This window comes from Allorhizobium undicola ORS 992 = ATCC 700741 (assembly GCF_000621665.1).
Classification (GTDB): Bacteria; Pseudomonadota; Alphaproteobacteria; order Rhizobiales; family Rhizobiaceae; genus Allorhizobium; species Allorhizobium undicola.
In genome coordinates this window covers 22,560-45,756 of sequence record NZ_KK211328.1, presented here as the reverse complement: position 1 = coordinate 45,756, position 23,197 = coordinate 22,560, and the positions used below count along the sequence as shown (strand labels likewise).

The 23,197-nt window shown below is 62.0% G+C and carries 18 protein-coding genes; 13 read left to right on the top strand and 5 right to left on the bottom strand.

Features of this window, described 5'->3' with window-relative positions; all coding sequences use genetic code 11:
- The first annotated feature begins 105 nt into the window (after positions 1–105).
- The 4 genes from T424_RS0119550 (at position 106) to cysN (ending at position 4,546) form a co-directional block, all read left to right on the top strand.
- Positions 106–1,020, top strand: a complete 915-nt coding sequence (locus T424_RS0119550; protein WP_154665008.1) for an MBL fold metallo-hydrolase — start codon at positions 106–108, stop codon at positions 1,018–1,020.
- Positions 1,021–1,260: 240 nt separating this feature from the next.
- Entirely contained in the window at positions 1,261–2,010 is a 750-nt protein-coding gene (locus T424_RS0119545; RefSeq protein WP_027489204.1) for a phosphoadenylyl-sulfate reductase, read from the top strand.
- Between the two features lie 102 nt (positions 2,011–2,112).
- A complete protein-coding gene (gene cysD, locus T424_RS0119540) occupies positions 2,113–3,069 on the top strand; it encodes a sulfate adenylyltransferase subunit CysD (RefSeq protein ID WP_027489203.1) in 957 nt (318 codons plus the stop codon).
- A 1-nt stretch (position 3,070) separates the two neighbouring features.
- A complete protein-coding gene (gene cysN / locus T424_RS0119535) occupies positions 3,071–4,546 on the top strand; it encodes a sulfate adenylyltransferase subunit CysN (RefSeq protein WP_027489202.1) in 1,476 nt (491 codons plus the stop codon).
- 357 nt (positions 4,547–4,903) lie between these two features.
- On the opposite strand, the gene T424_RS0119530 is transcribed toward cysN, so the two are convergent.
- Positions 4,904–5,929: a LacI family DNA-binding transcriptional regulator gene (locus T424_RS0119530; protein WP_037068527.1), complete on the bottom strand. Its 1,026-nt coding sequence runs from the start codon at positions 5,927–5,929 to the stop codon at positions 4,904–4,906.
- A gap of 385 nt (positions 5,930–6,314) precedes the next feature.
- Between T424_RS0119530 and T424_RS0119525 the strand changes: the two genes are divergently transcribed.
- The 5 genes from T424_RS0119525 to T424_RS0119505 all read left to right on the top strand — a co-directional run bounded on the left by T424_RS0119525 (position 6,315) and on the right by T424_RS0119505 (position 11,361).
- Positions 6,315–7,304 carry a DUF1499 domain-containing protein gene (locus T424_RS0119525; RefSeq protein ID WP_027489200.1) on the top strand — a complete coding sequence of 330 codons (990 nt, stop codon included), beginning with the start codon at positions 6,315–6,317 and terminating at the stop codon, positions 7,302–7,304.
- A gap of 183 nt (positions 7,305–7,487) precedes the next feature.
- Entirely contained in the window at positions 7,488–8,507 is a 1,020-nt protein-coding gene (locus T424_RS0119520; protein ID WP_154665001.1) for a sulfate ABC transporter substrate-binding protein, read from the top strand.
- A 95-nt stretch (positions 8,508–8,602) separates the two neighbouring features.
- Entirely contained in the window at positions 8,603–9,457 is an 855-nt protein-coding gene (gene cysT, locus T424_RS0119515) for a sulfate ABC transporter permease subunit CysT (RefSeq protein ID WP_027489198.1), read from the top strand.
- Positions 9,447–10,310 (top strand): sulfate ABC transporter permease subunit CysW, encoded by an 864-nt coding sequence (cysW, locus tag T424_RS0119510; protein WP_027489197.1) that lies wholly within the window; start codon positions 9,447–9,449, stop codon positions 10,308–10,310. The genes cysT and cysW overlap by 11 nt, the downstream gene beginning before the upstream one ends.
- A 10-nt stretch (positions 10,311–10,320) precedes the next feature.
- Positions 10,321–11,361, top strand: a complete 1,041-nt coding sequence (locus T424_RS0119505) for a sulfate/molybdate ABC transporter ATP-binding protein (protein WP_027489196.1) — start codon at positions 10,321–10,323, stop codon at positions 11,359–11,361.
- Between the two features lie 15 nt (positions 11,362–11,376).
- On the opposite strand, the gene T424_RS0119500 is transcribed toward T424_RS0119505, so the two are convergent.
- On the bottom strand, positions 11,377–12,723 hold the full coding sequence (locus tag T424_RS0119500; protein ID WP_027489195.1) for a chloride channel protein: 1,347 nt from the start codon (positions 12,721–12,723) through the stop codon (positions 11,377–11,379).
- A gap of 243 nt (positions 12,724–12,966) precedes the next feature.
- Here T424_RS0119500 and T424_RS21630 point away from each other — a divergent pair, with 243 nt between their 5' ends.
- Positions 12,967–14,034, top strand: coding sequence for a phosphatidylglycerol lysyltransferase domain-containing protein (locus tag T424_RS21630; RefSeq protein WP_051559315.1), 1,068 nt, complete (start codon positions 12,967–12,969; stop codon positions 14,032–14,034).
- A gap of 21 nt (positions 14,035–14,055) precedes the next feature.
- Here the strand turns inward: T424_RS21630 and betA are convergent, their stop codons facing one another.
- From betA to betI, 3 genes are all read right to left on the bottom strand, one after another.
- Complete coding sequence (gene betA / locus T424_RS0119490; RefSeq protein WP_027489194.1) at positions 14,056–15,708, bottom strand: choline dehydrogenase; 1,653 nt, start codon at positions 15,706–15,708, stop codon at positions 14,056–14,058.
- A 63-nt stretch (positions 15,709–15,771) separates the two neighbouring features.
- Complete coding sequence (gene betB / locus T424_RS0119485; RefSeq protein WP_027489193.1) at positions 15,772–17,235, bottom strand: betaine-aldehyde dehydrogenase; 1,464 nt, start codon at positions 17,233–17,235, stop codon at positions 15,772–15,774.
- A gap of 24 nt (positions 17,236–17,259) precedes the next feature.
- The gene (gene betI / locus T424_RS0119480; RefSeq protein ID WP_027489192.1) at positions 17,260–17,853 is read right to left on the bottom strand and encodes a transcriptional regulator BetI; all 594 of its coding nucleotides are present in this window, start codon (positions 17,851–17,853) and stop codon (positions 17,260–17,262) included.
- 266 nt (positions 17,854–18,119) lie between these two features.
- Here betI and T424_RS0119475 point away from each other — a divergent pair, with 266 nt between their 5' ends.
- The 3 genes from T424_RS0119475 (at position 18,120) to T424_RS0119465 (ending at position 23,185) form a co-directional block, all read left to right on the top strand.
- A complete protein-coding gene (locus T424_RS0119475) occupies positions 18,120–19,937 on the top strand; it encodes an EAL domain-containing protein (protein ID WP_027489191.1) in 1,818 nt (605 codons plus the stop codon).
- A 188-nt stretch (positions 19,938–20,125) separates the two neighbouring features.
- Positions 20,126–22,090, top strand: a complete 1,965-nt coding sequence (locus T424_RS21900; protein WP_051559313.1) for an O-linked N-acetylglucosamine transferase, SPINDLY family protein — start codon at positions 20,126–20,128, stop codon at positions 22,088–22,090.
- Between the two features lie 96 nt (positions 22,091–22,186).
- Positions 22,187–23,185, top strand: coding sequence for an NAD(P)H-quinone oxidoreductase (locus T424_RS0119465; protein WP_027489190.1), 999 nt, complete (start codon positions 22,187–22,189; stop codon positions 23,183–23,185).
- Positions 23,186–23,197 lie beyond the last annotated feature (12 nt).

Below are 23,197 nucleotides of genomic sequence, written 5' to 3'. Positions count from 1 at the left end.
GGGCTTTTATGCGTTTTCAAGGGCCGCGCCTTGCGGTAGCAGTAACGCAGAGGCGCCCATGGCCTTCATCGAGATCGAATATAAAGCGTGACAGAACTCTCCATCATGAATGCCGCCTGGCAAATTGCCGAAACCTACGAGCCCGCCCACGGAAAAGCCGTGCAGCTTGCGCCGGGCGTTGAGCGGGTCACGGCCAATAATATCGGCGCCATGACGCATCAGGGCACCAACAGCTATATTGTCGGCGAAAAATCGGTATGCGTCATTGATCCGGGGCCGGATGACGAGGCGCATTTCGAGGCGCTGCTCAAGGCGCTCGACGGGCGGGAACTCACCCATATTCTCGTGACGCATACGCATAAGGATCATTCGACGCTGGCACCGCGCCTTCAGGCGGCGCGGGGCGGACTTCTGGTGGCGGAAGGGCCGCACCGGCCCTCCCGGCCCTGCCATCCGGGCGAGACGAACCCTTTCGCCAAAAGCTCGCATTTCTCCTTCAGCCCGGATGTGACCCTTGCCGATGGCGAGGTTGTCGAAGGCGATGGATGGGCGCTGGAAACAGTGCTGACGCCGGGCCACGCGGCAAACCATGCCTGCTTTGCGCTGGCCGGCAGCGGGCTTCTGTTTTCCGGCGATCACATCATGGCCTGGGCGCCCACCGTGGTTGGTCCGCCGGATGGCTCGATGAGCGCCTATCTGAAATCCATGGACAAGCTGCTGGCCCGCGACGACCGATTCTATCTGCCCGGCCATGGCGGCCCGGTGCTGGAGCCGCGTGCGCTGGTCAGCGGAATGCGCACCCACAGGCTCATGCGCGAAGGGGCCATTCTCAATCGTTTGCGGGCGGGCGATACCACCATTGCCGCCATTGTCGATGGCATGTATCGCGGCATCGACCCGGCGCTGAAAATGCCCGCCGCCCTTTCGGTTTTTGCGCATATGGAAGACCTGGTCAGCAAGGGGCAGGCGCTGTGCGACGGACCCGCCTGCCTGGACAGCCAGTATTTTCCCGCGAAATAGTCTATTGAATTTATAGAAAACATGTGCCATGAATTTCCGGCGCGTGTCAGACGCCGCAAAGCCCGCCGGTTTTCCCGGCTGGCGGCACGGAAAACTCCCTTTTCCGGCCTTGTGAGAGATATTTGCTCTTTCCGCCGCAGCGCGTGAAAGGCAATTCCTGTTCTGTGCCGTCAAAAAGGCGGATAATTGCGGATATGGGAAGGCTATACCTTCCGACCTTCATTTATCCGGGATCAAGGCATGACATCGCAAAGCAGAATCGAAGCCGCGGCGGCGCTGGATGCGGCCTTCGCCACGCTCGACTTGCAAGCCCGCCTGCGGCTTGTGGCCACTTTAGGCGGGCGCGCCGTTTTCACCACCAGTCTCGGCATCGAGGATCAGGTCATCACCGCGGGCATTGCCCTTTCGGGGGCTGAGATCGAGGTTTCGACGCTGGATACCGGCCGTCTCTTCAAGGAAACCGCCGATCTGATCGGCGAAACCGAAGAGCGCTTCGGCATCACCATTCGCCGTTTCCATCCCGTGCAGGACGATATTGACGCCTATGCCGCCAAATATGGCCTGAACGGATTTTACGAAAGCGTTGAAGCGCGTCATGCCTGCTGTCATGTGCGCAAGCTTGTGCCGCTGGCCATGGCGCTTCAAGGTGCGGCCATCTGGGTCACGGGCTTGCGCCGGGGACAATCGGGCAATCGCGCCACCACGCCTTTTGCGGAATATGATGCCGAGCGCCAACTCATCAAGGTCAATCCGCTGGCCGACTGGTCGCTGGAAGACATTTCCGCTTATGTGGAGAAGGAAGCGGTGCCCACCAACCCGTTGCACAAGCGCGGCTATCCTTCCATCGGCTGCGAGCCCTGCACGCGGGCCATCAAGCCGGGCGAGCCGGAGCGGGCGGGCCGCTGGTGGTGGGAAAACGACGAGAAGCGCGAATGCGGCCTGCATGTGCCGGAAGCTGCACTTCCCTCGCTTAATTCCAGCGCCTTGTGAACACGTTTCCAATTCATCGCGCAGCCCATCTATCGGTGGTTCGACTCGCGCCAAGAGGGTAGAAAGACAATGGCCGTTTCGCCTTTGCCAGGAAGTCAGGTAATGCATTTGCATCAGTCAGAATTCGATCCGCATTCCAAGGATGCCGCCCCGCGCACGCCGCTCGACCCGCATCTGAAGGCGCTGGAAAACGAGGCCATCCATATTTTTCGCGAGGTTGCGGCAGAGTTCGACAATCCCGTCATGCTCTATTCCATCGGCAAGGACAGTTCCGTGCTGCTGCATCTGGCGCGCAAGGCCTTTTATCCGGGCCGGGTGCCGTTTCCGCTGCTGCACATCGATACCGGCTGGAAATTCAAGGAAATGATCGCCTTCCGCGACGAGATGGCCCGCCGCTACGATCTCGATCTGGTGGTGCACACCAATCCGCGCGGCAAAGCCGAGAATGTCACGCCTTTCAGCCACGGTTCGGCGCTTTATACCGACATCATGAAGACGGAAGCGCTGCGTCAGGCGCTGGATGCGGGCAAATACGATGCCGCCTTTGGCGGTGCGCGCCGCGACGAGGAAGCCTCGCGCGCCAAGGAGCGCATTTATTCCTTCCGCACGCCCGATCACAAATGGGATCCGCGCAACCAGCGCCCGGAATTGTGGAACCTTTATAACGGCATGATCCGCCGGGGCGAAAGCGTGCGCGCCTTCCCGCTGTCCAACTGGACGGAAGTGGACATCTGGCGTTACATCCAGGCGGAGAATATTCCGCTGGTGCCGCTCTATTTTGCCGCCAACCGGCCTTATATCGAGCGCGACGGCATGATGATCCTGGCCGAGGACGAGCGGCTGGAACTGCTGCCCGGCGAGGAAAAGAAGGAAGGCATGATCCGCTTCCGCACGCTCGGCTGCTTCCCGCTGACCGGCGCCATCCGGTCGCAGGCGGAAACGCTGGACGATGTGATTGCCGAGCTTGAAATCGCCACGGTGTCCGAGCGTCAGGGCCGCGCCATCGACCGCGACCAGTCCGGCTCCATGGAAAAGAAGAAACGCGAAGGATATTTCTGAGATGACCGCCAGCGCCAACTCCCTCGCCACCGCCGAGCCTCAGGTGGAAACCGCCGCCAAGCTTCGCGATACGCGCCCGCTGCGGCTCATCACCTGCGGCTCCGTCGATGATGGCAAGTCCACGCTGATCGGCCGCCTGCTTTGGGATACCAAGGCCGTCAAGGAAGACCAGGCCGCCACGCTCAAGCGTGACAGCGGCAAGCAGAACGATCTGGGCCTGCCGGATTTCGCGCTGCTGCTGGATGGTCTCCAGGCCGAGCGCGAACAGGGCATCACCATCGATGTCGCCTATCGCTATTTCGCCACCGACAAGCGCTCCTTCATCGTGGCCGACACGCCCGGTCATGAGCAATATACCCGCAACATGGCAACGGGGGCCTCCACCGCCGATCTCGCCGTGCTGCTGGTCGATGCCCGCGCCGGCATTCTCGAACAGACCCGCCGCCACGCCACCATCGCCTCGCTGATGGGCATCAAGCAATTCGTGCTGGCGGTCAACAAGATCGACCTCACCGATTACGACCGCGCCGGTTTCGAGGCGATTTCCAGCGAATTCCGCGAAATCGCGCTGACGCTCGGCGTGCGTCAGGTTACAGCCATTCCGATGTCGGCGCTGAAGGGCGAAAACGTCGTTTATTCCGGCAAAGCCGTCATGCCGTGGTATGACGGGCCGACGCTGGTGGAAACGCTGGAGCTTGCGCCGGTGCGCGGCGCGCAGTCCACGGGTTTCCGCCTGCCGGTGCAGCGCGTTTCCCGTCCGGGGGAAAGCTTCCGTGGCTATCAGGGCACGGTGGCCGGCGGGGCCGTCAAGCCGGGTGACAGTGTTGCCGTTCTGCCGTCGGGCGCCATTGCCAATGTCAAGCAGATCGTCACCTTCGATCTGGTGCGCAATGCCGCCGTGGCGGGGGATGCCATCACGCTGGTGCTGGACCGTCAGGTGGATGTATCGCGCGGCGACATGATCGTCTCGCTGGAAGCCCAGCCGCTGACCGGCCTTGCCTTCGATGCGCAGATCGTGGCGCTGCAACCGGGCGGCATCCAGCCCAACAAGCGCTACTGGCTGAAGAGCGGCGCACGACGCCAGCGCGTGCTGGTCACGCCCGTTTCGGCGCTGGAACTGAAGAGCGGCAAATGGAACCCCGCCACCAGCCTCGACATGAACGCCATCGGCAAGGTGCATCTCGATTTCGATGAAAAGGCGATTTTCGACCCTTACGAGCTGAACCGCGCCACCGGCGCCTTCATCCTGATCGATCCCGACACCAACAATACGGTGGCCGGCGGCATGATCACGGCCAAGCGCTCCGATCTCGGTGGTCTTCATGCGGAAGAGGGCAGGGTGATCCTGTCGCTGCCAGCCGATCTTGCCGACCAGATCATGGCCACCGAAATCATGGCCTCGCGCCGCGACGAGGTGGAAATGCGCCGCGTGACCGCTGCCCGCGCCCGCGACGTGCTGGACAAGCTCGATAGCTGAACGGCTTCGTGACTGCATACCGACTTACAGCGCCGTGCGTTTTATCAGCCTCCACAGTACACGACGCTGAGGCATGTGGCGTGGCCTACCCCCCTCTGCCTTGCCAGGCATCTCCCCCTCAAGAGGTGAGATTGCAATACGGACAAAGCGTCATTCTTCAATAAGTATTTGTGATGACGGCCTTTTTCAGGAATTTAGGCAGGGCCTTGATCTTGCCGATCTCCCCCCTTGAGGGGGAGATGTCCGGCAGGACAGAGGGGGGTAAACCACACGCAAAACCGTAGCGTCGTGTACTGTGATCAAACGCACAAAGGACGCGCCTGAAACTTTTGCTTGCACGCTTTTGCGGACCTGCGCTCAGCCCTTGCGCCGGGTTGAATCGCGCGCCACAAGCTCGAACCCCATATCCACGACCTTTTCGGAAACCCTGCCTTCGCGGGCGCGCAACACCATGTCGAGGCCCTTGTAGCCCAGCGCATAGAGTGGCGTGCGGATCGAGGTGAGGCTGGGCACGGTATAGGCCGCGAATTCGAGATCGGTGAAGCCGCATATGCCAAGCCGGTCGGGAACGGCAATGCCCCGTCGCTGGCATTCGAACAGGAAGCCGGTGGCGATTTCGTCGGTGGCGCAGAAAATCGCGTCCAGTTCCGGTTCGATTGCATAGAGCTGGTCCAGCACCGGTCCGGCTGCGGTAACGCCGGATTCGGCGCCGATCATCACCACCAGATCTTCCCGGTAGAGGCCTTCCTCCTCCAGCCGGGTCTGGAAACCGGAAAGCCGCATACGGACCGGAATATCGAGGCGCGAGGCAATGAAGGCGATGCGGCGATAGCCTTGCTGGCGCAAATGCTCGACCGCCGCCACGCCTGCGGCCGCGTTGTTGATGCCCACGGCCATGTCCACGGGCGGCAGGGAAATATCGATGAACTGCACCACGGGACAGGTGGTCTGGCGCAGAATATCCAGCACGACAGGATCGAGCTGTACGCCGCCGATGAGGATGCCCGTGGGGTTTTGGCCGCAAAACTGCTTGAGCTGGTAGATCTCCTCCTTGGGATCGTAGCGGGTATTGGCATATTGCAGGCGGATGCCGGTGCCGTGGGCACGATCTTCCAGCCCGCGCATGACGGGGGGAAAGACGCTGCTGCCGAGAAGCGAGGTCAACACGCCGACGAGATTGCTGTGGCGGCTGGCAAGCGCACGGGCGGCGAAATCCGGAACATAGCCGGTTTCCTCCACCGCTTTCAGGATCGTCTCGCGCAGATGCGGCGAGACTTTTTCCGGCTTGTTCAGCGCCCGCGAAACGGTGATGGGACTGACCCCCACCTTCTGCGCAACCTCCGTCAATGTAATCTTGCTCGATGTCTTGCGTGAATTTTTCAAGCTGCCCCACCCTTGCATGTGCCCCCCTTGCTTTTCTCGCCCCCAGAGCATTGTCACGAAAACGTCTTGCGTAACGGCGCAAAGCGGCTCTGAGCTTCTGTTTTCCCGCATTTCCGGACGGAAAACCGTGACTACACTTATCCTGGAAATGCTCCAGGCCTTTGCAGGATGATTCCCGTCTCTCCCTCCTGTCCGGCTCCGACCTTTGCAGGAAATTGCTATTTTTTGAACATTTTATTTTTCTGCAAAGGCTTTTGCCGGTGGAGAGCACTCCAGACGCTGGCGGCAGGGTTTCTATTGCGCGCAGTTGCGCCTACACTTACCGCGTCGTTTCTGCGTTTATCAAACGCAGTTTCTCCCGGAGTTTTCCTATGGTGCCTGTTGCATGACGCTGCGCTATGTTCGTCCGGTTTCAGCCGCGGCGCGGCTGGCGCGGCGGCTTTCGGCCTTTGCGGTGCTGATGCTGCTTCTGGGCTGGCTGCTCTATCGTTTCGGCACGCTACAGACGCCGAATTTCGTGGCGCTGGTGCTTGTCGCCGCTGCTCTTGCCGCCCTGTCCGTGCTGCTGGCGCTGGCGGGGCTGTGGCGTTTGTGGCAGGTGGGGGCGGAAGGTGGGGTTGCCGCGCTCAGGGCATTGGTGCTGGCCGCCCTGCCGCTTTGCGTGCTGGCCTTTGCCGTGCTGCGCTATCAGGATTATCCGCCGCTTTACGAGGTGGCAAGCGATCCGGCGGATGCGCCGGACTGGATCGATACGCCGCTTACGGCGCAGAAATGGCTGCCGCGACCGCCATCGCGCCTTGCCGCCCAAGCGGGCCTCCAGCGGGCGGCCTATCCGGAATTGACGGTGCGCCGCTATGATGGCGCGCTGGACCGCGTCTATCAGGTGGTCATGCAGGTGGCGGCAGCGCAGCGGCTGACGATAACCGAAAGGCGGGGCTTGCGCCACGCCCAGCCGGAGCTGCAATTGCGCAACAGCCTGCAAGCCCCCGCCATCATTCCCGTGCCGAGCCCTCGGGGCGTTTCCCCGTCTGCCGCCGAGCCGCTGCCCGCCGCGCCGCAAAAGGCGCCCGTGCCGCAGCCACGGCCCGCCTCTGCGGCGGCTGCCATCATCCCCGCCGACGTTGTGAATATCCAGCAACCCGATGACGGCGAGCCGGAAGGCGTGGTGCGCCTGCAAGGCGTCACGCGCCAACGGCTTCTGGGCCTGCCCTTCGATCTCGTCATCCGCCTGCGCGAGGAAGAGGAAACGGTGCTGGTGGATATGCGCGTGGCAAGCCGTTTCGGGCCGCATGATCTCGGCTTTTCAGCCGCCATCGCCGAAAGTTTTCTCGATGCGCTGGACGCCGAATTGCTGGGTATTGCCAAAAATCGGTAAGTCGCAATTTTCTGCCAAACGCCGTTTTCAGCGTAAATCCACCTTGCATAGCGGGGTTTGACGCAAGAACCCGGTTGCGGATCAGCCTTTGCATAACCCGGATTTTGCTATTTTTCGGCCACGATTGACTAAATCTACTAGTTTAGTAGCCTTCAGGAGCAAGAGAGATGGAGGCATGTGCTGATGAAACTTTGGACGAAACTGGGTGTGGCGGCGCTGGGACTTTCGCTGGCCGTGGCAGGGGTTGCGCCCGCATTGGCCGATACCAAGCTTCTCAACGTGTCCTACGATCCGACGCGGGAATTCTACAAGGCCTATAACGCCGCCTTCGCCAAACACTGGAAGAGCGAGACGGGCGAAACCGTGACCATCCAGCAATCGCATGGCGGCTCCGGCAAGCAGGCCCGCTCGGTCATCGACGGGCTGGATGCCGATGTCGTGACGCTGGCGCTGGAAGGCGATATCGACGCCATTGCCAAGGAAACAAAAAAAATCCCGGCAGACTGGCGCAAGCGCCTGCCCAACAATTCCTCGCCCTATACCTCCACCATCGTTTTCCTGGTGCGCAAGGGCAACCCCAAGAACATCCATGACTGGCAGGATCTGGTGAAGGGCGACATCCAGATCGTCACCCCCAATCCGAAAACCTCAGGGGGCGCGCGGTGGAACTATCTGGCCGCCTGGGCCTGGGCCTATAAACAGTTCAACGGTGATGAGCAGAAGGTGCGCGACTACGTGGCCGAGATCTACAAGCGCGCCCCCGTGCTGGATACCGGTGCGCGCGGCTCCACTGTCACCTTCGCCCAGCGCCAGATTGGCGACGTGCTGATTGCCTGGGAAAACGAAGCCTATCTCGCCAAGGAGGAGTTCGCCTCCGATGATTTCGAGATCGTCGTGCCCAAACTCTCCATTCTGGCCGAGCCGCCGGTGACGGTGGTGGACGGCAATGCCGATGCCAAGGGTACGCGCAAGGTGGCGGAAGCCTATCTTACCTATCTCTATTCCGCCGAGGGCCAGACGATCGCGGCGAAGAATTTCTACCGCCCCTCCAAGCCCGAACTGGTGCCCGCCGATGTCAAGCCGCTGCCCAAGCTTGAGCTTGTCAGCATCGACGACCCGATCTTTGGCGGCTGGGCCAAGGTACAGCCGCAGCATTTCGGCGATGGCGGCATCTTCGACCAGATCTACAAGCCCGGCAAATAATCGGGACATTATCTCCGGCATCGACACCCCGGCGGCTTTTGCCCGCCGGGGTGTCTTGCCGGTTCGTTTCATGGCATAAACAAAAAGACGGGGACATGACGACAGGCAGTTTCATGAGTAAATGGCGCCAGCCAAGCATCCTGCCGGGTTTCGGGCTGACGCTCGGCTACACGATTTTCTATCTCACCATCATCATCCTCATTCCGCTGGCCGCGCTTGTCTGGCGCTCCAGCAGCATTGGCTGGGCCGAGTTTGCCGCCCTTGCCACCGACGAGCGCACCGTGCAGGCGCTGAAGGTCAGTTTCGGCTGCGCGCTGATTGCCGCCGCCGTCAATGTGGTGTTCGGCACGCTGACGGCCTGGGTGCTGGTGCGCTACCAGTTTCCCGGCCGCCGCCTGATGGATGCCATCATCGATCTGCCCTTTGCGCTGCCCACGGCGGTTGCGGGCATTGCGCTTGCCGCGCTTTACGCGCCCAAGGGCTGGGTGGGGGCGCTGTTCCAGCCGCTGGGGCTGAAAATCGCCTTCACGCCGCTTGGCATCGTCGTGGCGCTGGTCTTCGTGGGCCTGCCCTTCGTGGTGCGCACCGTGCAGCCGGTGATGGAAGAGATCGACCGGGAGGTGGAGGAAGCCGCCGCAACGCTTGGCGCCAACCGCTTCCAGACCATCACCCGCGTGCTGCTGCCAGCGCTGGTTCCGGCCATTCTCACAGGCTTTGCGCTGGCCTTTGCGCGGGCGGTCGGCGAATACGGCTCGGTCATCTTCATTGCCGGCAATATTCCCTATGTCTCGGAAATCGCGCCGCTGCTGATCGTCATCCGGCTGGAGGAGTTCAATTATGCGGGCGCCACCTCCATTGCCTGCATCATGCTGATCATCTCCTTTGTCATGCTGCTCGTCATCAACCTGCTGCAATTCTGGAGCCGGAGGAGATACAGCAATGTCCGCTAATCCCACCCCGCGCTTTCGCGATGCGGCCAGCGAAACGCTGCCGTGGAAAATCATCTTCACCGTCATCAGCATCGTCTTTCTGGCGCTGGTGGTGCTTTTGCCGCTCGCGGCCGTCTTCGTCGAGGCCTTCCGCAAGGGGCCGGCGGCGTTTTTCGAGGCGATCTACGAGCCCGATGCCATGGCGGCAATCACGCTGACGCTGACGGTGGCGGCCATTGCCGTGCCGCTCAACCTCGTCTTCGGCGTGGCGGCGGCCTGGGCCATCGCCAAGTTCGAATTTCGTGGCAAGACCTTCCTCATCACGCTGATAGACCTGCCGTTTTCGATTTCTCCGGTCATTTCCGGCCTTGTCTATGTGCTGCTTTTCGGTTCGCAAAGCGTGCTTGGCCCCATTCTCAAATCCTGGGGCATCGAGATCATCTTTGCCGTTCCGGGCATCGTGCTGGCCACGATTTTCGTGACCTTCCCCTTCATCGCCCGCGAACTCATTCCGCTGATGCAGGAGCAGGGCTCGGGCGACGAGGAGGCGGCCTTGTCGCTTGGCGCCACCGGCTGGCAGACCTTCTGGTATGTGACACTGCCCAATATCAAATGGGGCCTGCTATACGGCGTGCTGCTGTGCAATGCCCGCGCCATGGGCGAGTTCGGGGCGGTTTCGGTCGTCTCAGGCCATGTGCGGGGGCTGACGGAAACCATGCCGCTGCATATCGAGGTTCTCTACAACGAATATAATTTTGCCGCCGCCTTTGCGGTTGCCACGCTGCTGGCACTGCTCGCTCTCGTCACGCTGGCGCTCAAGACCGTTCTTGAGCTTTACTACGGCGACGAGATCTCCGCTGGCCGCAAGCATTGAGGTTTGATCCATGGACGTCTCCATCAGAAACATCCGCAAGGAATTCGGCAAGTTTCCGGCCTTGCACGGGCTGTCGCTCGACATCGGCTCAGGCGAGCTGATCGCGCTGCTCGGCCCCTCCGGTTCCGGCAAGACCACGCTTCTGCGCCTGATTGCCGGTCTCGAACAGCCCACGGAAGGCCAGATCTTCTTCGGCAAGGAGGATGCATCGCTCAAAAGCGTGCAGGAGCGCAATATCGGCTTTGTCTTCCAGCATTACGCGCTGTTTCGCCATATGACGGTGGCCGACAACATTGCCTTCGGCCTCAAGGTGCGGCCCAAGGCCACGCGCCCGCCTGCGTCCGAGATCAGAAAGCGGGTGTCCGACCTTCTCGACATGGTGCAGCTTTCCGGGCTGGAAAAGCGCTATCCCAGCCAGTTGTCCGGCGGGCAAAGGCAGCGCGTGGCGCTGGCGCGCGCCATGGCCATCGAGCCCTCGGTGCTGCTGCTGGACGAACCCTTCGGTGCGCTGGACGCCAAGGTGCGCAAGGAACTGCGCCGCTGGCTTCGCGAATTTCACGATCGCACCGGCCACACCACCTTTTTCGTCACCCACGACCAGGAAGAGGCGCTGGAACTGGCCGACCGGGTGGTGGTGATGAGCCAGGGCAAGGTGGAGCAGGTGGGCACGGCCGATGACGTTTATGACCGTCCCAACAGCCCCTTCGTCTTCTCCTTCATTGGCGAATCCTCGCATCTTCCTGTCTCGGTCAAGGATGGCGTCCTCACCTGTCTTGGCCAGCCCACCGGCATTCGGGATTCGGGCGCGGACGGCGAAGGCACGCTGTTTTTCCGCCCGCAGGACGTGGCGCTTGCGCAGGAGGGTGCAGCACTTTCCGGCAAGGTGACGGCCAGCCGCCGCCTGGCAGGCACCCGCATTGCCGAACTCGATGTTTCTTCCGGCAACGGTGCGGCCCATCACATCGAAATCGAGGTGCCGCTGGATGCCGAAGTCGCAATCGGCAGGGAGCTGTATTTCAGGCCCACCCAGTGGAAGCTGTTCCGGACGTAAGGGACGCGGCTTCCCTCATATATCGGATGTTTTACGCGCCTGCGTGCGCTGAGTGCGCAGCGCGTCGGCAAGAAAGGGGCGGGAGAGGCCGTGATAGAGCGGCTCCGGCGCCAGAAGCCGTGAGGTGGCATAGCCCAGCATGGCGGCGGCCATGATGGCGATGGCGCCCTCATGGTTTGCCGTCATTTCCAGAATAATGACGAAGGCCGTCATGGGGGCCTGCACCACACCGGCGAAATAGCCTGCCATGCCCAGAATGGCGCCCAGCGTGATGCTGGAGCCGAGCAGGGCGGCGATGGTGCTGCCAAGGCCCGCGCCCACCGAAAGCGAGGGAGCGAAAATGCCGCCGGGAATGCCGGAAATCATGGTGAGAAACGAGGCCGCCAGCTTTTCCACGACGTAAAACAGCGGCAGTGCATTGCCTTCCACGGCAGAACGGGCCTGTTCATAGCCCGTGCCATAGGTCAGCCCGCCGGAGACGATACCAATGACGGCCACCGCAAGCCCGCAAAGCGCGGCGATGAGGATTGTCTGGCGCTGCGGGTTGGGCCGCATCTGCACGAAGCGGCGGATGCGGCGGCTGGCATAAAGTGCTCCGGCGCTGAAAAGCGCCCCGAGCGTCCCTCCACCTATGCCGCACAGTGCCACCAGCCCCCACTCCCGGAGGCTGCCGGCCCCCAGATCGGCCGTGCCGAAATAGGTATAGCTGCCCACCAGCGCCAGGGCCGAAAGACCGGACAGGATCACGGCAATCAGCACCAGGCCGTTGACCCGCGCCTGATAGCTCTTGCCCATTTCCTCGATGGCAAAGACGATGCCTGCCAGCGGCGTATTGAAGGCCGCTGCAATGCCCGCCGCCGAACCGGCCAGAATGAGCCCGTTGGCATGGTTGAGCTTGCCGAGCCTTGCCGCCAGCAGCATGACGGAGGCGCCGACCTGCACGGTGGGGCCTTCACGCCCGACAGAGCCGCCGCACAACAGGCCAAGGGCCGTCAGCAGGATCTTTCCCGCCGCGATGCGCGGCGAAAGCAGCTTTGCGCGGGCGGCTGGATCATCCACCAGCCGCGCCGCCATGGCCTGGGGAATGCCGGAGCCCTGCGAGGCTGGAAAATAACGCGCCGCCAGAAAGGCCGACAGCGCAAAGCCGCAAGGAGCCAGCACAAGCGGCAGCAGAAAACTGTAAGCGCCGAAGGCCAGCCCCTGGTGGAAAAGCCCCTGCGCCTTGTCCGCAAGCCATGCGAAGCCAACGCTGATCAGCCCGATGCAGCCAGCCCCCAGCCAGAACACCACACGCATCCTCCACACCCGCATGGAACCGCCAAGAGCACGGGAGCGACGCAGAAATCGGGATTTGCGGGGCATGGAAGGCCTTTCTTCGAAGGGGCGGCAAAGGGCTGACACCTGCGACTTTCTTTCGGTCCTTTGCCACCAAAACATGCCGGCCGCTTGATTTTCTCGCATGTTCCGGTTTTTAAGGATCACATTCACGTGAAGTTTACAGATCAATGGCAAAAGCGTTTGTGTATGCGCAGGGCCTAAAAGAAGAGGCGAGGCGGACAGGCGCTTGACTGCTGCGGGTTTAATGGCTGGAGGCTGAGGAATTTCATGGGTCTTTCTCTGGTCTTCGGGGCCGCCGCCCTGCGCCGCACGAGCGTGCGGTTGCGTCACCGGGTGGAACTTGGCGCGCAAGGCGATCTTGCCATGGCACGGCTTCTGGTGCGCGGACAGGATGAGGCAACTGCGGGCCTGGTGGGGCTTGGCGACAAGCATCTGTTCTTTTCCGAAAGCGGTGACGCCTTTCTGATGTATGGCCGCCGGGGCAAGAGCCTCGTGGTGCTGTTCGATCCGGTTGGCCCGCGCGAGGCCTGGGGGCCGCTGGTCCTGCGTTTTGTGCGCCATGCCCGCAGCATTGGCTGCCGCCCGGCCTTTTATCAGGTCTCTCCACATTTCCTGCCCGTGGCCGCCGATGTCGGGCTGAAGCTTTTCAAGCTTGGCGATCAGGCGCTGGTGGATCTCAAGGGCTTCGACCTCAAGGGTGGCGACTGGCTGAAGCTTCGCCGCTCCATCAATCGCGCCGAGCGTGACGGGCTGGAATTTTCATGGCTGCCCGCCTCGTCCGTGCCGCAGGTGATGGATGAGCTGGAACAGGTATCCGAGGCATGGCTTGCCCATCATCAGGCCGCGGAAAAGGGCTTTTCGCTTGGCACCTTCCGGCGCGATTACGTGGCAGCCCATCCGGTGGCCATCATCCGTCAGGAAGGCCGCATCGTGGCCTTCGCCAATATCCTCACCACCGATACCAGAAAAGAGGCCTTCATCGACCTCATGCGCCACCGCCCCGGCACGCATCGTGGCATGATGGACCTGCTCTTCGTCAAGATCATGCTGCATCTGAAGGTGGAAGGCTTCGAGCGCCTCAATCTCGGCATGGCCCCGCTTTCCGGCCTGTCGGACCGCCCCTCAGCGCCGCTCTGGCACCATCTCGGCCGCTTCGTCTTCGAAAACGGCGAACGCTTCTACAATTTCAAAGGCGTGCAGGCCTTCAAGGCCAAGTTCGACCCCGACTGGCAGCCCCGCTATCTCGCCATAAGCCATGGCAAGGCGCTGCTGCCGGTGCTGGCCGACACCGCGCTCCTGATCGGCGGCGGGGTGAGGGGGCTTTGGCGGCGCTGACGGTCTGGATGAGCCAGCCTGCTACCGGTCACTGACTTCCCAATTCGGATTGATCCACGGCTCCTGATTGGAGCGGGCGAGCGGTTGCTTGCCGAGAATATGGTCGGCGGCTTTTTCGCCGGTCATGATCGATGGGCTGTTGAGATTGCCATAGGTGACATGCGGGAAGATGGAGCTGTCGGCCACGCGCAGGCCTTCGACGCCGATGACTTTGGTGGTCGGGTCCACCACGGCGAACGGATCGTCGGCACGGCCCATTTTGCATGTGCCGCAGGGGTGATAGGCCCCCTCCAGATGTTCGCGCAGGAAAGCGTCGATCTCCTCGTTGGACTGCACCTTCGGGCCCGGCGCGATTTCCCCGCCCATATAGGGAGCGAAGGCGGGTTGGGAAAAGATTTCCCGTGTCACCCGCACCGCATGACGGAATTTCACCCAGTCCTCCGGGTCGCTCATATAGTTGAAGCGCAGCACCGGCGCGTCCTTCACGTCGGGCGAGCGCAGCGTCACCGAGCCGCGCGATTTCGACATGTTATAGCCGACATGCGCCTGAAAGCCGTGGCCTTCCGCTGCCGATTTGCCATCATAGGAAACGGCGATCGGCAGGAAGTGATATTGAATATCCGGCCATTTGACCCCCGCCGCAGAGCGGATGAAGGCGGCTGCCTCGAACTGGTTGGAGGTGCCGAGCCCCTTTTTCAAAAACAGCCATTGTGCTCCCACCACGCCTTTCCAGAACCAGTTGTTCTTTGAATGCAGGGTAATGGGCAGTTTCGAGCGGAACTGGTGGTAATATTCCAGATGGTCTTGCAGGTTCTGGCCAACGCCGGGACGATCCGCCACCACGTCAATGCCCATCTCCTTGAGATGCGCCGCCGGACCGATGCCGGAGAGCAGCAGGATTTTCGGCGAGTTGAAGGCCGATGCCGCCAGGATTATCTCGCGGTTTGCCCGGATCACCTCGATTTTGCCGCCAATCTCCACCTCGACGCCCACGGCCTTGCGGCCATCGAACACCACGCGCTGCGCATGGCAGCGGATCAGGCGGCAGTTCCCGCGTTTCAGCGCCGGTTTCAGATAGGCATTGGCCGCAGACCAGCGGCGGCCCTGCCAGCTCGTCTGCTCCATCAGGCCGAAGCCTTCCTGCTGGCCGCCGTTATAATCCTCCGTCACCGGAAAACCGGCCTGCCGTCCTGCCTCGATAAAGGCCTTGTAGAGCGGGTTTTTCACCTCGCCACGCCGCACATGCAAGGGGCCGTCCGTGCCGCGCCAGCCGTCCTCGCCGCCATGGGAATGCTCCATGCGCTTGAAATAGGGCAGCACATCCGCATAGGCCCAGCCGGTGGCGCCGAGTTCCTCCCAGCGGTTGAAGTCCTCCGCATGGCCGCGCACATAGACCATGCCGTTGATGGAGGAAGAGCCGCCAATCACCTTGCCGCGCGGCGCAATCATCCGCCGATTGTCGAGATGCGGCTCCGGCTCCGACATGTAACCCCAGTTATAGCGGTCCATGTTCATCGGGTATGCAAGTGCCGCCGGCATCTGCACGAAGGGGCCGATGTCCGAGCCGCCGAATTCCAGCACGATGACCGTATGTTTGCCATCCTCCGACAGCCGGTAAGCCATGGCAGACCCTGCCGAGCCGGAACCGATGATGACGAAATCTGCCTGATTCATGATGGTTTGCATCTTTCTGGATGGGCAAGTTCTTTGATATGGCTTGTCCTGGCAGACTGCGCCTCAATAGGGTGCCTCGCACTTGCCCATGCCCACATAAACCGTCTTCAGCTCGGAATAATGCGTTAGCGCCTCGGCCGAATTCTCGCGGCCGAAGCCGGATTGCTTGGAGCCGCCGAAGGGGATTTCCACGGGGCAAAGATTATAGGTGTTGATCCACAGCGTCCCCGCTTCCAGCTGGTCCACCACGCGGTGGGCGCGGCTAAGGTCGGCGGTGAACACCCCGCCCGCAAGGCCGAATTCGGATGCATTGGCGCGGGCGATAACCTCTGCCTCGTCGTCGAAATCCAGCACGCACATCACCGGCCCGAAGATTTCCTCCCGCGCAATGGTCATGTCATCGGTCACATCGGCAAAAATCGTCGGCTGTACGAAGGCGCCCTGACCGGGCACCGTATCGGGAATGCCGCCGCCGGTGATGAGGCGTGCGCCTTCCGCCTTGCCCTTTTCCATATAGGCCAGCACTTTTTCCCGCTGCGCAAAGGACACGAGCGGCCCCATCTGGGTTGCCTCGTCCTGCGGATCGCCAAGGATGATCGCTTCAGTCCGCGCTCTGGCGCGGGCGAGGAATTCCTCCTTGATGGCGCGATGCACGAAGACGCGGGTGCCATTGGAGCAGACCTGCCCGGTGGAATAGAAATTGCCGAGCATGGCGCCGGAAACCGCGCTGTCAATATCGGCATCGTCAAACACGATCAGCGGCGACTTGCCGCCCAGTTCCATGGTGACATGCTTGAGATGTCCCGCCGCCGCTGCCGCCACCTTGCGGCCCGTGGGCACCGAGCCGGTCAGCGAAACCTTGGCAATATCGGGATGATTGACCAAAAGCGGCCCTGTCTCCCGGTCGCCCTGAATGACATTGTAAAGCCCCTTCGGCGCGCCGGCCTCGATCAGGATTTCGGCAATCTTCAAGGCGCCAAGCGGGGTGACTTCGGAAGGCTTGAAGATCATGGCATTGCCCGCGGCAAGCGCTGGCGCGCCCTTCCAGCAGGCAATCTGCTGCGGATAGTTCCAGGCGCCAATGCCCACGCACACGCCAAGCGGCACGCGCTTTGTATAGGCCCAGTCACCGCCCAGCGGGATATGCGCGCCGTTGAGCGCGGTGGCTGCAATGCCGCCGAAGAATTCAAAGGCATCGGCGCCCGATGTCGGGTCTGCGATGAGGGTTTCCTGAATGGGCTTGCCGGTGTCCAGCGTTTCCAGTTCCGAAAGTTCGCGGTTGCGCTCGCGCATGATCGCGGCGGCCGCTTTCAGCACCCGCCCGCGTGCGGTGGGGGAAAGGGCCGCCCATTCCTTCTGCGCCCGCTTTGCCGAGGCGATGGCGCGCTCCACGATGGCGGGCGTTGCGGCGTGAAGGCGGGCGATCACCTCACCGGTGGCGGGATAAATGCTCTCGATCAGGCTGCCGGAAGTGTCTTCCACATATTGGCCATCGATGAAGTGAGAGGCTTTGGGCTGGGCTTTCATAGTCGTCTCCGCGCCGTTTGGCGTTCAGGAATGAAGGGCGATATTGGCCAATTGGCCGCGCACATAATCTTCCACAAGCATGACGGATTGTTCGATGCTCAGTGGCACGGCCCCGAGGCTTTGGCGCAGGTAAAGCCCGTCGATCATGGCGGCGGCGCCTTCGGCAATCCGTTCGGCCTTTTCGCGCGGGCACAGGGCGGCAAGTGCGGCCAGCAGGTTGGAGCGCAGGCGTCTTGCGTAAAGCGCCAGCAGGCGGCGGGTTTCTTCCGAACGTTGCGCTTCGGAGTAAAAGGCAAGCCAGGCGGCCACGGTTTCCGGCGCGAACTGGTCTGCCTTGAAGCTGACGCGGATGATGGCTGAAATGCGCGCGCGCGGCGTGGGCGCCGCCTTGAGCGCCGCCACGCCATCTGAACGAAGCTGTCGCAAAAGCGAGCGGATCGTCTCGATCAGCAATTGCTCCTTGGAGCCGAAATAATGATGTGCCAAGGCGGGAGAAACCCCGGCATTGCGGGCAATTTCCGACATGGTGACGGAAAGCGAGCCGTGATGGCCAATCGTCTTCAGTGCAGCCTCCACCAGCGCCTTGCGCCTGAGCGGCTCCATTCCCAGTCTGGGCATGTCATGCTCCTTCGTTTCGGCCAGAATAAAGTTGATTGACTGCTCAATCAATAAAAAATGCGCCCTCTTGCCCTCCCTTTGCGCCTCCGATCCGGTGAAACGTCACCAAAGTTTCATATTGGCGAAAGGAATTATTGAGCCTTGCGGCCCACAATCGGTGCGGATCGCTCTCACTGCGCCCTGCGGCGCAATCGGGTTCGCGAGCAGGTTGGGTTCGTTTTCATGTTCGGTTGCGTTTGCGCGGCGCGCGCGGCCGGGAGATTTTCATGACGAGAATTGTTGCGGCCGATGTCGGCCTTTTGCGGCGCTATACCAGCGATCAGCTGCTGACCCTTGCCAAGGCCGTGGTGGAAACGGCCTTTCAGCCGATCGTGGAGGTACAGACGGGGGCGGTCTTCGGCCACGAGGCGCTGATGCGCGGCCATGACCGCATCGGCTTCGATACGCCGGTCGATCTTCTCGATCAGGCCGAAAGTGCGGGGCAATTGCTGGCGCTGGAGCAGATGCTGACCAGCCGGGCGCTGGCCAAATTCGCCAGCCTGCCTGACAGCGCTGACAATACGCTGTTTCTCAATCTCGACCCGCGCCTGATCTGCCAGGGCAGTCAACTGGTGGAGGCGCTGCTTGCGCATCTGCGCGCTGCCCAGCTTGCGCCCTCGGCCATCTGCTTCGAGCTTTCCGAGCGGCTGGACAATACCGGCATGGCGGAGTTTCCGGCGCTGGTGGCGCAATTGCGCAGCGCGGGCTTCAAGCTTGCCATCGACGATTTCGGCGTCGGCCACGGCGAAATGAAGCTGCTCTGCGACTATCCGGTGGATTACCTGAAGATCGACCGGCATTTCATCTGCGGCCTCGACCATAGCCCGCGCAAGCGGCATCTGGTGAAAAACATCGTGCAGACGGCGCATGTTCTGGGCGTGCGCGTCATTGCCGAAGGCATAGAGACAGAGGGCGAATTCATTGCCTGCCGCGATCTCTGCGTGGATCTGGTGCAGGGCTGGCACATTGCCCGCCCCACAACCCATCTCACCGAATTGCTGCCGGCCTATCCGCATCTGAAGGAAGCGGGGCAGACCACGCGGCGCATTGGCCAGTCGCTGGATGAAATCCTCATTCGCCGACAGGTGGAAATGCTGCCTGCCGTTTACGAAAACGACAGTATCGACAGTGTTTTCGATCTTTTCCGGCGCAATCCGCGCCAATCCTTCTTTCCGGTTCTCAACGCCAATGGCGAGCCGCGCGGCGTGATCCATGAAGTGCATCTGAAGGAATATATCTATCAGCCCTTTGGCCGGGATCTGCTGAAGAACAAGGTCTATGAACGCACCGTCTCGCATTTTGCCGAACGCGCGCCCGTCATCGGGCTGGATGCCGATGCCGACCGGCTGATGTCGATTTTCGCCAATATGGAGGGGTCGGATTGTGTGCTTCTCACCGAAAACATGCGCTATGCCGGGGTGATTTCGGCCGCCTCGCTGATCCGCATCATCAACGAAAAGCAGTTGAAAAATGCCCAGGACCAGAACCCGCTGACCGGGCTTCCCGGCAACCGCGCCATTCGCGATTTCATGCAGCAGGCTGGCCGTGACAGCGATGGCACGCGCCATTTCTGCTATTGCGATTTCGACCACTTCAAGCCCTTCAACGATCATTACGGCTTTCATCTGGGCGATCACGCCATTTCGCTGTTTGCAGCGCTGATGCGCCGTTACTTTTTCTCGGCGGATGTGTTTCTGGGGCATGTGGGCGGCGATGACTTCTTCATCGGCGTCACCGACTGGTCGCGCGAGGAGCTGACGGAAATCCTTGACCGGCTGCTCTCGGATTTCCACGAGGATGCGGTTGCGCTCTATGCGCCCGAAGACCGCGCCCTTGGCCGTATTCGCGGCGAGGACCGCCATGGCGTTTCGCGCGATTTTCCGCTGATGCGCTGCTCCATCGGCGTGCTGGAATTGCCGGAAGGGCTGGTGATCGACGATGCCAGCCGCCTGTCTGCGGAAATCGCCGCCATCAAGAAGGGCGCCAAGGACAGCGAAAGCGGCCTCATGCTCTCCGGCATCGGGCACGCATCCGGCAGGCTGTGATCGGCCCGGCACGAAGCGGGGATCATGCTTCAAAAAGCGCTCTGATGACGGCGCAAACGCCCGCTCGCAAGCCCCCGGCAGGCTTTGCGGGATAGATCGGGCAGGGCCCATGCTGTCTCATGCTTCAGGAGGCTGCATGGCCCTGCCTTACGAGAACCCCCGTATTCTTGCGGGGAAATGGATTGCCAATGCCCGATTTGCCGCCTGCCTCCGCCGCCGAACATCTTGCCGCCGGCATAACGCATTACAAGGCGGGCGCGCTCGCAGAGGCGCTTGCCGGGCTGAAGGCCGCCCTTGCCCTGCCGGGCGATCATGCGGGGCAGGCGCATATGCTTTGCGCCAATATTCATCTGAAGCAGGAAGACAGGCTGGCCGCAGCCAGCCATTTTCTGGCCGCCGGGCGGCTTATCCCGCAGGAAGCGCAGAAATTTTCAGCTTTTGCCGCACGGCTCTATCTGCAATCAGGCAGGGCAGACCTGCTGGGTGCCGTGGCGGTTGAGGTGGCCAAAAGCCAGCCCCCTGGCGCAGACCTTGTGAAGGACATGGCCGATGCCCTGCTGAAAGCGGGACATCATGGCGAGCTGGAAGCGCTTTTTCCCTTTCTCGACATGGGCAATAACTGGCATTTGCAACTGGTCAGCGGTTATTACCAGACCATGCGCCGCCACGATGCGCTTCGCCAGCTGCTGCTTGCCCGCTACGAGGCCACGCCCGACGACAGTTTCGTGGCCATGCTTTATTTTACGATGGCACGCTCGCAGCTGATCTTTCCCGCCATGCGGCAATGGCAGGACATGGCTGACCTTTTACAAGAGCAATCCCAGGAAAAGCGGGCGAAGGAAAACGCGGTGGCGGCGGAAATCCTTTATCGCGATCCGCCGCTGACGCGCTGTTACTGGAGCGATGATCCGGCCATTCTGGCAAGCCCGTCCGGCGCCATCGACCAGCTGCGCAAGCGCCTTTCCGCGCTGCGCCCGCGCCGGAAGGTGCGCCCGGCGAATGAAAAATTGCGGATCGGCTATGTGTCCAGCGATCTCTACAACCACGCCACCATCTATCTGCTCTACGATGTGTTCGTGGCCCATGACCGCAGCCGTTTCGACATTACCTTTTTCTGCAATACGCCCGCCGCTGCGCGGCAGGCGCAAAAGGGCTGGGACCCGGTGCTGCAAGCGGAAATCCTGCCGGTGGACCATCTCGACATGGATGGGCTGGCCGATGAAATCGCAAGGCGCGGCATCGACGTCCTGATCGACCTCAAGGGCCATACCAGCGGCAGTTGCGGCGAGGCGGTGGCGATTTGCGATGCGCCGGTCAAGGCCACATGGATCGGCTTTCCCGGCTCGGTGCGGGGCCTGGGTCTCGATTATCACATCACCGACCCCATCGTCACGCCGGATGCGGCCAAGCCGTGGTTCGAGGAAAAGCTCTGCCGCCTGCCCGATAGCTATCAGGGCAATTGCAGCGTGACCAAGCCGCGCCCGCGTGCAGAAAGCCGCGCCGCGCATGGGTTGCCGGAAGGAGCTTTCATCTTCGGCTCCTTCAATTCGCAGCAGAAGATCACGCCGCAAACCATGCAGCTCTGGGCCAAGGTGCTGCACGCCGTGCCGGACAGCCTGTTCTGGATCCTCTGCCAGGGCGAGGTGGCGCAGGCCAACCTGCTGGCCGAATTTGACAGGCTCGGCATCGGGCGCGAGCGCATTCTTCTGGCCGAACCAATCCGCTATGCCGATCACCTGAGCCGGGTGGGGCTTGCCGATCTGGCGCTCGATACCTTTCCCTATAACGGCCACACCACCACCTCCGACCTGTTGTGGGGTGGCCTGCCGGTGCTGACCCGGCAGGGAGAAACCTTTGCCGCGCGGGTATCGCAAAGCCTGCTTTCGGCCATCGGCCTGCCGGAACTGGTGGCGGCCGACGAGGCGGGCTTCGTGGCCGAGGCGCGCCGTCTGGCGCATGACAGACCGGCGCTGGCGGCGCTGCGCGCCCGGCTTGCCGAAAACCGGGGGATCATGCCGCTTTACGATACCGGGCGTTTCACCCGTCATCTTGAGAGGGCCTATGAGATGATGGCCGACCGCGCCCGTGCAGGGCTGGCACCCGACCATATGGATGTTCCAGCCCTTGCCCCGCGCCGCGAACCCTTTCTGTGAGAGGCGGGGAGATTGCGCCCGCGTCGATCCGCCTCCTTTCCTTTCCTCTGTGGCTTTACTAGGTAAGGGGGGAAGAAACCACTTCCGAGGCATGTCATGACCCTTCCCACAACCATGCGATTTATCGATCTTCCCGCCCATGGCGGGCCTGAGGTCATGCAACTTTCCTCCGGCCCGCTGCCGCCCGTGAAGGCGGGCGAGGTGCTGGTGAAGGTGGAGGCGGCGGGGGTGAACCGGCCCGATGTGGCGCAGCGCCAGGGCATCTATCCCCCGCCTAAGGATGCAAGCCCGGTTCTGGGTCTGGAAGTGGCGGGCGAGGTTGTGGCGCTTGGCGAGGGGGTGAGCGAATTCAAGCCCGGCGACAAGGTGTGCGGGCTGGCCAATGGCGGCGGCTATGCCGATTATTGCACGCTGCCCGCCGGTCAGGTCCTGCCGTTTCCAAAAGGCTATGACGCGGTGAAGGCGGCGGCGCTGCCGGAAACCTTCTTCACCGTCTGGGCCAATCTCTTCCAGATGGCGGGCCTGACCGAGCATGAAACCGTGCTGGTGCATGGCGGCACATCCGGCATCGGCACCACGGCCATCCAGCTTGCCCGCGCCTTCGGCGCCACGGCCTTTGCCACGGCGGGCTCGGACGAGAAATGCCGGGCGGTGGAAAAGCTCGGCGCCCGGCGCGGCATCAACTATCGCAGCGAGGATTTCGCCGAGGTCATCAAGGCCGAAACCGGCGGAAAGGGCGTGGATGTCATTCTCGACATGATCGGCGCGGCCTATCTGGAAAAAAACATCGCCTCGCTGGCCAAGGATGGCTGCCTGTCGATCATCGCTTTTCTGGGAGGCGCGGTGGCCGAAAAGGTCAATCTTGGCCCGATCATGGTCAAGCGGCTGACGGTAACGGGCTCCACCATGCGCCCGCGCATGGCAGAGGAAAAGCGCGCCATCCGCGACGATCTTCTCACCCATGTCTGGCCGCTTCTGGAAGAGGGCAAGCTTGCACCCGTCATCCATGCCGTGCTGCCGCTGGAAGAGGTGGCGCAGGCGCATCGGCTGATGGAGGAAAGCAACCATATCGGCAAGATCATGCTGACGCTGTGATAATCACGGATT